The organism is Gemmatimonadaceae bacterium (assembly GCA_037721215.1).
GTDB lineage: Bacteria > Gemmatimonadota > Gemmatimonadetes > Gemmatimonadales > Gemmatimonadaceae > UBA4720.
On record JBBJNV010000019.1, the window covers coordinates 45,532 to 55,896 of the forward strand.

The window sequence follows — 10,365 nt, forward strand, 5'->3', positions numbered from 1 at the left end:
ATTGGACGTCAATCGTGGACCCAGGTCAGATTGACTGAACCAGTCAGGGCTCGCCGGCCAGTGACTTGAGCCGCCGCACCGCTCTATCCCGGGCAAGTCCCGACCGGCAGACAATCAGGATCGTATCGTCTCCGCCGATTGTACCCAGGATGTCCGGCCAGGCTTCCCCGTCCAGCGCCGCGGCGATTGGCTGCGCTCCACCCGGTACCGTCCGAAGCACGATCAGCTCACTCACTCCTTCGATTCTCAGGAAGAGCTGGGGCAGCAGCGTTTCCAGTGCGGCGCGACTCTCCTCTATCGTACCATCAGTTATGGCGTACCGAGCACCGTGCGGAGTTGGTACGCGCGCCAGTCGCAGTTCTCGCAGGTCTCGCGACAGTGTTGCCTGTGTGACGTCCCATCCCTTGTGCAGCAACAGCTTGCGAAGGTCCTCCTGACTGCTTACCACCCGCGTGTCGACTATCTCGAGAATCGCAGATTGTCTCTCCCGCTTGTTTGCCATGCTGTCCCCTCTGGTTGCGCGGTTTTACCACCCCATCCCATCCGCCCGCATTGCACGATGCAACCGCATTGACGCCTTTGACAGTTATGATTAAATATACAATCTGGATGAATAATTACAGGAGATTTGTTTGACTCAGACCATTGCGCTCGCCTATTCGGGTGGCCTTGACACTTCGATCATCGTTCCCTGGCTCAAGGAGCACTACGATGCCCGCATCGTCTGTGTGGCGGGAGACATCGGTCAGGGGGACGAGTTGGAGGGAGTTCGGGCAAAGGCTATCGCCTCCGGAGCGGATGAGTGCTACATCGAGGACCTTCGCCAGGAGTTTGTGGAAGATTTCATCTGGCCCACACTGCGGGCGGGCGCAATTTACGGGCGCAAGTATCTCCTCGGAACCTCGATGGGTCGTCCGCTCATCGCGCGACGCCAGGTCGAGGTTGCGAGACGGGTCGGAGCAAACGCCCTCGCCCACGGTTGTACAGGCAAAGGCAACGACCAGGTTCGTTTCGAATTGACGTATGCCGCTTTTGCGCCAGATCTGCCAGTCATCGCTCCGTGGCGCGAGTGGGACATTCGAAGCCGTGATGACGCCCTCGCGTATGCTGCCGAGCATCGGATCCCGGTGGCGGCAACCCGGGAAAAGATCTACTCGCGTGACCGCAACATCTGGCACATCTCCCATGAGGGCGGCGCCCTGGAAGACCCGGCGCAGCCACCGCCAGCCGACCTTTTCATGCTTACCACTGCGCCCGAGCTCGCGCCGAACGAGCCTGAAGAAGTGTCGATCGGATTCAGCGAAGGAACGCCCGTTGCTGTCAATGGGATTTTCCTTGACGCTGTCGCTATTCTGACGACTCTCAACCAGATCGCCGGGCGTCATGGTGTGGGACGGATCGATCTTGTCGAAGATCGACTCGTCGGGATGAAATCCCGCGGCATCTACGAAACTCCTGGCGGCACCCTGCTTTACACTGCGCACAGCGAACTCGAGCAGCTTATTCTGGATCGCCGCACGCTGGCCGCGAAAGACCTTATCGCGCCGCGGTATGCAGATCTCGTTTACGAGGGCCGGTGGTGGACCACCGAGCGCGAGGCGTACGATGCGTTCGTGAACATCACCCAGGAACGTGTCACCGGGGGAGTTACGCTGAAGCTGTACAAGGGTACTGTGACCATCGTGAGCCGTGCGAGCGAGTACGCGCTTTATGACGAGCGATTCGTAACGTTCGGCGAGGACGATGTATACAAGCAAAGCGATGCTGCTGGATTTATCCGGCTCTATTCCCTTCCCGACCGCGTCCGTGCCATTCGTGACCGCGAGCTTGCAACGAAAGCCGTTGCACCGGTTCCGGTACCGGCCACCGACGACGCACCGGCGCTCGCCGCGTCGTGGCAGGATTGATTCGTGATGGATGCAGAGCCGCAAGCCCATAAACTCTGGGGCGGACGGTTTTCCGTACCCACCGCAGCGGCACTCGATGCACTGAACAGATCGATAGATGTCGATTACCGGCTGTGGCCCCATGATGTTCGATTGTCTCAAGCCTGGGCAATAGCGCTGCACGAAGCTGGCGTTCTGAATGGAGAAGAATGCAGCCGGATTGTCGAAGGGCTTCGTTGTGTCGGTGAAAAGCTTGAAGCGGGCGCCACTCCTGAAGCATCGGATGAAGACGTCCACACGATGATCGATCGGATGCTCCACGTGGAGATCGGTGATGCAGCTTCCAGGCTTCACACCGGACGAAGCCGGAACGATCAGGTGTCCACTGCCACCCGGCTCTGGACGATCGACGCCTGTGCTCATCTCGACCAAGCCATTCGGGGGCTGCAAAAAGTCATGCTGGATCATGCGCTGGCGCTCGAGTTCCAGTTGATGCCCGCATATACGCACCTTCAACGCGCTCAGCCGGTAGCGGCGGCGCATTGGATGCTATCGCACTTCTGGCCGCTCGAGCGGGATCGTGTGCGTCTGGTTTCAACTTCGCGATCCGCTTCGGTGCTGCCCCTCGGATCGGGTGCGATCGCGGGCTCGGCGTATCCCGTTTCCCGCGAGCTGCTAAAGCAGAAACTCGGCTTCCTGTTTCTGTCGTCGAACAGCATCGATGCGGTTGGAGACAGGGATTTTGTTGCCGAAGCGCTCTTCACCCTCGCTTTGGTCGGGACGCATCTGTCGCGGATGGCCGAGGATCTGATTCTCTTCGGTTCGAGCGAGTTCGGCTTTGTACGTTTCGGAGAAGCGTTCACCACCGGATCGAGCATGATGCCGCAGAAGCGGAATCCCGATGCGCTCGAGCTTGCTCGCGCGTCCGGCGCTCGGACCCTTGGCGCGCTGACGGCACTGCTGGCGACACTGAAGGGACTGCCAAGCGGCTACAACAAGGATCTCCAGGACGACAAGCGACCCTTGTTCGATACGGTTGACGTGATGCTTCGCGTACTCCCCGCGTTTTCAGGCGCAGTGTCTGAACTTTCCTTCGATGGGAAGCGTATGGGGGACGCAATTTCCAGCACGATGATGGCCACCGACCTTGCCGATTACCTGGTAGGGAAGGGATCGACCTTCCGCGATGCTCACGAGGCCGTGGGATCGCTGATCAGGGCAGGGGAGCGCAGTTCGTGCGAGTTATCCGAGCTCGGTCAGGAGGCATTCACATCTGCCCATCCTCTTTTTGGCAATGATGTGTTCGAGTGGCTTGACCCGGTTCAGTCGGTAGCTCGCCGCGATTTGACAGGTGGGACCGGGCCGCGCGCAGTGCGGTCCCAGATCGAGGCCGCAACGGCGGCTCTGGCTGAATTACCGGAGCCCCAACCCAGGTGAAAGTTGGTATAATCCGGGCTGCCGGGTCCCAACGAGTTTGACAGTTATCTAACTAACCCAAAAAAACACCGGGCCTCGAGGCCCGGTGTTTCTCTATCCGGTTGTAATTACCCGCGAAGATCCTTAGAAACTGATTCCAAAAGTGACTGGCACAAACTGAACACTGCCGGGATCTGAGAAGATGTGGTGAAGGCGCGCCTCAATGAACGTGTTGAAGCCACCCAGCGGGAACGCGGCACCGATGCCGCCGTTTACTCCAACGTCGTTCTCATACTTGTCGTCGATGTTTTCACGATCGTTTTTGAGCCCGTAGATTCCGCCGCCACCAATCAGGTACGGGCGGATGCCCTGCCCGGGAAGACTGAAAACGAGGTTCGCGGTGCCAGCAAGAATTGTCGGATCAGTATCGGCGGCGTCGAATTCATCCTTGAGACTGAACTTGTTGTACATGCCGTCGATGCGCAGGCCAACCGAAGAACCATAAGGCAGGAACCCGAGCGAAACCGTTCCGTTGAATCCCGTCTTGGCTACGTCAGCGAAGTCACCTACTGGAATTGCTGCACCGCCCGAGATGCCCAAGGTGACGGGCCGGCCTGATTGGGCCGAGCCGGTAGTGGCGAAGAGTGCGATGGCTGCTGCAGTCAGCGCCAGTGTTGAAATTCGTTTCATGAATTTTACTCCCTGCATGATGTTCGTGGTGAGTAGTGCTTGTCTGGAAAACGTGATCTGGAGGATACCCCGCGATGCCGCCAGTGTTGCAGATTTTTGGCTAGCAAGCTAATATGCCTTTATCCTTTTAGTTTAGGTTAATTATCATGCGAGCGTATACCGTTGCTACCACTGCGTTTGCACTGGAACTCCCGGGCAAATGGGTCGATAACATCCTTTCGCATTTCAGCATCGCTGGTGTCAAACAATCCCGTCAGGGAGTTTCACGGAAGCTCGCTCCGAGCGCCATTCTGATACTCGCCATTGCCGCCAGACTGATTCGCGACCTTCGCCTTCCCACTCAGGTGGCGCTCGACCTTGCGTCGCGCCTGGTCGAACAAGGTGGAGCCGAGGCAAGGCTGGTGACCGCCGGCGGCGTTGCACTGGGCATGGATGTCAATGCCGTCGCCCGGGATGTCGACGCGAAACTGGCTCAAGCCGTGGAAGTTATCCCACGCCCCACGCGCGGCAGACCACCAGTCAGGCACAAGCGATAAGGCGGGGTGTCTGTCGGCACCCCGCCTTATCGTCAACGATTGTCAACGCAACCCAGCCTAGCTGCTCTTCGTGACGTTCTCCGCGGCTGGGCCTTTCTGCCCCTCCACTATGTCGAACTCCACTGTGTCCCCTTCGGCGAGAGACTTGAATCCGTTTCCTGAGATCGCGCTGTAATGCACGAAACAGTCTTTCTGCCCGTTGTCAGGCGTTATGAAACCGAATCCCTTCGCATCGTTGAACCACTTCACCTTGCCGGTCGTACGCATTCCCGCTCCTGGTAATGAATCCCGGAAGACGAAATACGCCGATTCCGAGACAGCTGGTGGCGTGTCCACAGTCGGACGCCTCGCCAATGAAAGCACTCGGAGATCCTCGCGGGGTCCCAAGGCCGGGTTACTGCGCGAAATTATACAACCAACAGTGACAACGAACAATAGAAATTGTTTAAGCATATTGCCGGCGGCACATTTGTGACGCAAGGCGGTATGTACTGAGTACTCTGCACCTGAGGAGCGTTCGCATTAGCTTTACGTTGCCTCTCCCATGAAACTACAGTGACTTTTAGCGCGCGCAGAACCACCGTAACGGTTGCGGTTGGGGGAGTTCAGGTAGGGTCAGCCCACCCGGTTGTCGTGCAGTCGATGACTAACACCGACACTGCCGACGCCGCCGGGACCGCCCGGCAGATTGCCGACCTTGCCGCGGCCGGATCCCAGCTGGTTCGCATCACGGTCAATAACGACACGGCCGCGGCGGCAGTAACGGAAATCATCGAGCGCCTCGCCGATTCGAACGTGCGCGTTCCGGTCATCGGCGATTTTCACTACAACGGCCACCTGCTTCTTACCCGTTATCCGGACTGTGCCAGAGCCTTGGCCAAGTACCGGATCAACCCGGGGAATGTGGGCAGCAAGCGGCGTGACGAGAACTTCCGGACCATTGCGCTCGTTGCCGCTGATAACGGCAAGCCAGTGCGGATCGGCGTTAACTGGGGCTCACTGGATCAGGAGTTGCTGACCCAGATGATGGACGCCAATGCGGCGCTCATTGAGCCATTGCCCTCGAAGCAGGTATACGTCGAGGCAATGCTCGAGAGTGCGCTTCGATCGGCCGAGCTCGCCGAGCAGTCGGGCGTCGGTCACGATCAGATCATCATTTCCGCCAAGGTTTCCGGAGTGCAGGACCTGGTGGATGTCTACCGGCGGCTCGCAGCACGGTGCGATTATCCCTTGCACCTGGGGCTCACCGAAGCCGGGATGGGATCCAAGGGCATCATCTCAAGTGCCGCAGCGCTTTCCATCCTGCTTTCCGAAGGAATCGGGGATACGATCCGCGTTTCTCTCACACCAAAACCCAACGGAGACCGGACGGAGGAGGTGGAGGTCGCGCAGCAGATCCTTCAGTCGCTGGAGTTACGCCAGTTCAACCCGCAGGTCACAGCCTGTCCCGGGTGCGGGCGAACGACGTCGACCTTTTTCCAGCAGATGGCCGAAGACATCCAGAACTACCTGCGGATGCAGATGCCTGTATGGCGAACTCGGTATCCCGGCGTGATCGACCTGAAGGTTGCGGTAATGGGCTGTATCGTCAACGGTCCCGGAGAATCGAAGCACGCTAACATCGGTATCTCTCTGCCCGGCACCTTCGAGGATCCGAAAGCGCCAGTTTATGTCGACGGCAAGCTCATGGTCACACTCAAGGGCGATCGTATCGTCCCCGAATTCCTGCAGATCCTGGAGGACTACGTAGAGCGCCGGTACGCCGTGCCGCTGACGCTCGCTGGTATCTCGGCCGAGGGTTGACTCTCAAGAGCGGCAACCACAGCACGTAGTTCCTCGACGATCGGCTCCCGAAACCCCGTTTCATCCAGACGGTCCACCACGCTCCGGTACCACCGCACGGTTCCAGTCTGTCCGCCCGACAACCGCGACCACACGGAGTTTGCATCTGCCGTGCGCCTCAGATCCCAGAGAACCGAATTGGCGGTGTGCACGTTATCGGCGGCGCAGACCCAGCGTGATTCGTCGCTGGCAATCCCCAGCCGATCGAGATAATCCGACTTCCTGTCGTCGGACGACAGCTCCACCCCGTCGTCGTCAACTCGCCGGTACGCAACCCCGAGCACGGTGCGAAGCACCCCGCTTCCGAACTTCTCTCCAATCCGCTGCTCGAGCATGTCGATCGTGTCGCCGTCCCTGATGCTGTCCTGCACGACGTCATGAAGAATACCGGCGACAATCGTATCGTCGTCGCGTCCGTAACGGCTGAGAATCACAGCCACGTTTGCCGGATGTGTGAGGTAGGGAAGCTTCGTGCCTTTTCGCACCTGCCGGTCGTGGTGCTTGGCCGCGAAGGCAAACGCGTGATTTATTGGATCCGAATAACCCGGGCGCTGGCTCACGGTTCTCTCCCGAACCATCGGACGATTGTTTCGAGCCCGCGCTGGTCGTCTTCAGTGAACGTCCCGACTTGATCCGAGTCAATATCGAGCACCGCGAGCAATTCTCCCACACTGTCATACACGGGAACCACGATTTCCGATTTCGACCGGGCGTCGCAGGTTATATGGCCGGGAAACGCTGCCACATCTTTCACGATCACAGTGCGCCCCTGGGCCGCCGCCACACCACAAACTCCTTTGCCAAATGCAATCTCCAGACATCCGAGACTTCCCTGATACGGGCCGACCCGCAGCAATTTTCCGGGAATCGCCACTCGGTAAAAGCCAGTCCACAAATATCCGAGTCCATGATAAATCAGCGCAGATATTGTCGCCATTGCGGCGACCGGGTCATCGATTCCGTCCAGGACGGCCACAATCTGAGCATCGAGGTCAGCATAGGCCTGAGCACGCTCAATGTCTCTGAAATCAAGAGTCAGTTCAGCCATCGATTGTCAGCGCACTCCGGCAAGATCAGAGGATTGGACCTGCTTCGATCGTCCTGAATTACCCTTTTCAATCTGATTCTCAATCAACGGAAGTTCATCGTTCCAGAGAACCAGCCCGTGAATGCGTAAATCGAGTGCGCGCAGGCTTTCTACCGATTCCTTGAGGTCGGCGATGCGTGTGCGCCCGGCTCTGGCGCATAAAATCACGTCGGGGCCAGGGACAATGCTCGCCGTGCCGCGCTTTACATAGGAAATGGGAGCAGCGATCACGATGAGATCGTAACGCCGCTCCATGCGCGCGAAATCGCCCCGTATTCGCTCCACCGACTCCGCATCCGGCGGCCCGGCGCGTTTCGTCCCGCTCGGCAGAATATCCAGTATTCTGTCCCGCCCGATTGTTGTCTGGACGGTTGCTTCTGGCCAGTCGGCAGTGCCGGCAAGGATGCCCGCCAATCCCGGGTTTGATGGAATCCGAAACACGTTGGCGATGGCCGATGTGATTGGGTCAACGTCCACCAGCAGCGTAGTACGTGCCTCGTAGGCAGCGAGTGCCGCGACGTTGGATGCCACTGTGGCGACGATCCCGGCATCATCTCCCACTACAGTGACTATCGGAATATTGGCTTCGGTCGCGGCGAGGTGCAGATAAAGCCGGCGATAGCTATCGGATGTCACATCGATCAAAGGAGGAGCGGAAGCGTCTGCCTGCCGACGGCTTCGTTCCATAACCATTTCGTTTGGCTGGATGACACTGAGAACCCGCACGCCCGTTACATACTCTGCCTCCCGCGAATCAGCGATACTTGGCCGCTTGAGTTCCAGACCGAATGCAGTAGCAAAACCGAGGGTCAGCGCGAGTACGCCTGCAGCGGCAAGCATCGCCAGCGGCGGCGCGCCCACGTTTGCGAGGTCTCGGGCTCGGGACGACTGCCGGTCGATACGCTGGTTTGTCACTCTGATCTCGCTCAGGGCCTGAACCGCGCCGACATAAGTCTGTTGAGCCGAGGCTTTCCGGGCAACATATCTGGCAGTGTCGACCCGTGACTGTTGGACAGGACGCAAAGGCGCCGGACGCAACATCGACAGTTGCCCCCGGACAAGATCCCGCCGGGCCTCCGCTATTGCCTGAATCGACCTGCCAAAAGCGGTCGCTCGCGATGTCAATGCAACATAGACTGGATCGACGCCGCCCACGGCTCCAAACGCGTCCCTTTCGCGCTCGATCTCTGTAAGAGAATCGAGTAGGAGCTGGATCTGGGGATCACCTGTCAGCGCGGGCGACGCTCCAAGCGCACGGTAGGAGGATGGCAACGGCGCGTTGTTTGCCCGCTCGATCAATCGGCTGAGTGTCGCCACGGTTTCGGCCAGACCATCGCGTTGCGCGACGAGCTCGGGGGGAAACGTGTCGATTGCCGCGACCGGTGCCGGAGCAGCAAAGCGTCGGGCAGCAGCAAGAACGGAATCAGCCGCTGCAACTTCCGCTGCTGCCCGGTCGCGGATCGCCACTGCAGTCCCTGAATCGGGCCGCTCCTCGAGTTGTGCCGTTACATTGACCGCCACGCTGGCGGCCTGACGTGGCACCAGTACAAAGGCGATCAGCGCTGCGACAAATACGAGGCCGCCGACAATTCCCATGACAGCGGGACGGCGCGACGCGTTGTGCGACCGCGCTGACATCCACATGTAGTTCGCCCCTGCCAGACTCCGGATCATGATGTCAGAAAGGCTGAAGCGCAAACGAGTGGCGCGTGGCGTCCGGGCCTTGTCTCTCCTGGCAGGTCAGTGAGTGGCTTCTGAAACCGCGTTCCGCTTGCGGCCTTAACGCTGAGGATGCACGTCATCATGAATGGTATACTGAATCTCGCACAAAAATGGCACTGGTGGGACGAGTGCAAGGCAAGTACCGCAGACTATCGGTCGACGATAAAAATGGCAGTCGACGGATGAAACGAGCATAGTCGACACAAAAAGGGGAGCATCCGATGATGCTCCCCTTTTTCGTACATCGATGCTGCGAACTACTGAACCGTAACGACGCCCTTCATGCCAAGCGCCAGATGCGGCGTGCAGTTGAATGCATAGGTGCCAGCCTTGATACCCGCGAACGATACGGTGATCGTCTCGTTGGGGTTCATCTTCATTGCGCTCGAGAGCATACCCATTTTCTCGGAGATGTTTGCGTCGAGCTGTGGCTGAACATCAGCCGGAATGTTGGCCGGATCGAACGCGACGTTGTGCGGGCCGCCGCTGATCATCGTAAACTTGACGCCGTCGCCTGCCTTCACCGTGATGTTGGCTGGCTCGAAGCGATAACCCTTTGCATCGCCGACCATCTTGACTTCATGAGTCGTTCCGGTGATGGCGGCCATCCCGACTGCGCCACCTGCGGCAGGTGCCGGCATAGCAGCCGGCGCAGGAGCGGTCGTCGTGTCCATGACGATACCGGTCGTGTCGGTATTTGCGGGATCACCGCCGGCGCAGGCGCCGAGAACCAACGTGCCAGCCGTGAGCACAATTCCGTAAAAACGCATTTTCAGAGGCCTCCAGAGCCGTGAATCTTGTCTCTTGTCGTTTGAATCTTTTGTTATCTCTCGGGACATTGTGAATTTATTCACAAAGCTCGCGAAAATCAACCGTTTTCGGAGGAACGGGGTCGAGTTCAGCGCCTCAATCCGCCTTTAAATTGCCGGCGCGTCGCGCCCAGGCCGGGGGACCGCGGGTAGCCCGATGAATCGTTAATGCCTGCCAACCCATTGTCGACACCGTTGTCGACCCGTCGTTGACCCGCCAATCTCCTTCTGATACATTCCGATTTATGCTTCGAACCCCAGCCAGCAATGCTCACGCATATCATCACCATCCCCTGCGGGCTGGAGCGATCGCGCGTGCGTCAGTTACTGGCTAGATAACCAGGTTTCGCACCGAGAACGCCCCGCCCGTCCCCATT

At 58.8% G+C, this 10,365-nt stretch carries 11 protein-coding genes; 4 read left to right on the forward strand and 7 right to left on the reverse strand.

What is annotated here, in order from left to right:
* Nucleotides 1–43: 43 nt before the first annotated feature.
* On the reverse strand, nt 44–502 hold the full coding sequence (gene argR, locus WKF55_11360; GenBank protein MEJ7760171.1) for an arginine repressor: 459 nt from the start codon (nt 500–502) through the stop codon (nt 44–46).
* A 130-nt stretch (nt 503–632) separates the two neighbouring features.
* Between argR and WKF55_11365 the strand changes: the two genes are divergently transcribed.
* Together WKF55_11365 and argH are read left to right on the forward strand one after the other, a co-directional pair.
* On the forward strand, nt 633–1,907 hold the full coding sequence (locus tag WKF55_11365) for an argininosuccinate synthase (protein MEJ7760172.1): 1,275 nt from the start codon (nt 633–635) through the stop codon (nt 1,905–1,907).
* Between the two features lie 6 nt (nt 1,908–1,913).
* Nucleotides 1,914–3,323: an argininosuccinate lyase gene (gene argH / locus WKF55_11370; protein ID MEJ7760173.1), complete on the forward strand. Its 1,410-nt coding sequence runs from the start codon at nt 1,914–1,916 to the stop codon at nt 3,321–3,323.
* A gap of 123 nt (nt 3,324–3,446) precedes the next feature.
* Here argH and WKF55_11375 read toward each other — a convergent pair whose 3' ends face one another.
* On the reverse strand, nt 3,447–3,992 hold the full coding sequence (locus tag WKF55_11375) for a hypothetical protein (protein ID MEJ7760174.1): 546 nt from the start codon (nt 3,990–3,992) through the stop codon (nt 3,447–3,449).
* 146 nt (nt 3,993–4,138) lie between these two features.
* Here WKF55_11375 and WKF55_11380 point away from each other — a divergent pair, with 146 nt between their 5' ends.
* Nucleotides 4,139–4,528, forward strand: coding sequence for a hypothetical protein (locus WKF55_11380; GenBank protein MEJ7760175.1), 390 nt, complete (start codon nt 4,139–4,141; stop codon nt 4,526–4,528).
* 57 nt (nt 4,529–4,585) lie between these two features.
* Here the strand turns inward: WKF55_11380 and WKF55_11385 are convergent, their stop codons facing one another.
* Nucleotides 4,586–4,795, reverse strand: coding sequence for a cold shock domain-containing protein (locus WKF55_11385; GenBank protein MEJ7760176.1), 210 nt, complete (start codon nt 4,793–4,795; stop codon nt 4,586–4,588).
* 288 nt (nt 4,796–5,083) lie between these two features.
* Between WKF55_11385 and ispG the strand changes: the two genes are divergently transcribed.
* A complete protein-coding gene (ispG, locus tag WKF55_11390) occupies nt 5,084–6,331 on the forward strand; it encodes a flavodoxin-dependent (E)-4-hydroxy-3-methylbut-2-enyl-diphosphate synthase (protein MEJ7760177.1) in 1,248 nt (415 codons plus the stop codon).
* Here the strand turns inward: ispG and WKF55_11395 are convergent.
* From WKF55_11395 to WKF55_11410, 4 genes are all read right to left on the reverse strand, one after another.
* Nucleotides 6,271–6,930 (reverse strand): HD domain-containing protein, encoded by a 660-nt coding sequence (locus tag WKF55_11395; GenBank protein ID MEJ7760178.1) that lies wholly within the window; start codon nt 6,928–6,930, stop codon nt 6,271–6,273. The genes ispG and WKF55_11395 overlap by 61 nt on opposite strands.
* Complete coding sequence (locus WKF55_11400) at nt 6,927–7,418, reverse strand: GAF domain-containing protein (GenBank protein ID MEJ7760179.1); 492 nt, start codon at nt 7,416–7,418, stop codon at nt 6,927–6,929. The genes WKF55_11395 and WKF55_11400 overlap by 4 nt, the downstream gene beginning before the upstream one ends.
* 6 nt (nt 7,419–7,424) lie before the next feature.
* On the reverse strand, nt 7,425–9,131 hold the full coding sequence (locus tag WKF55_11405; protein MEJ7760180.1) for a hypothetical protein: 1,707 nt from the start codon (nt 9,129–9,131) through the stop codon (nt 7,425–7,427).
* Nucleotides 9,132–9,436: 305 nt separating this feature from the next.
* Entirely contained in the window at nt 9,437–9,949 is a 513-nt protein-coding gene (locus tag WKF55_11410) for a plastocyanin/azurin family copper-binding protein (protein ID MEJ7760181.1), read from the reverse strand.
* Nucleotides 9,950–10,365 lie beyond the last annotated feature (416 nt).

Coding starts and splice junctions, on each gene's coding strand:
- argR (MEJ7760171.1), bottom strand. CDS start 502: ATGGCAAACAAGCGGGAGAGACAATCTGCGATTCTCGAGATAGTCGAC.
- argH (MEJ7760173.1), top strand. CDS start 1,914: ATGGATGCAGAGCCGCAAGCCCATAAACTCTGGGGCGGACGGTTTTCC.
- WKF55_11375 (MEJ7760174.1), bottom strand. CDS start 3,992: ATGAAACGAATTTCAACACTGGCGCTGACTGCAGCAGCCATCGCACTC.
- WKF55_11380 (MEJ7760175.1), top strand. CDS start 4,139: ATGCGAGCGTATACCGTTGCTACCACTGCGTTTGCACTGGAACTCCCG.
- WKF55_11385 (MEJ7760176.1), bottom strand. CDS start 4,795: ATGCGTACGACCGGCAAGGTGAAGTGGTTCAACGATGCGAAGGGATTC.
- WKF55_11400 (MEJ7760179.1), bottom strand. CDS start 7,418: ATGGCTGAACTGACTCTTGATTTCAGAGACATTGAGCGTGCTCAGGCC.
- WKF55_11405 (MEJ7760180.1), bottom strand. CDS start 9,131: ATGATCCGGAGTCTGGCAGGGGCGAACTACATGTGGATGTCAGCGCGG.
- WKF55_11410 (MEJ7760181.1), bottom strand. CDS start 9,949: ATGCGTTTTTACGGAATTGTGCTCACGGCTGGCACGTTGGTTCTCGGC.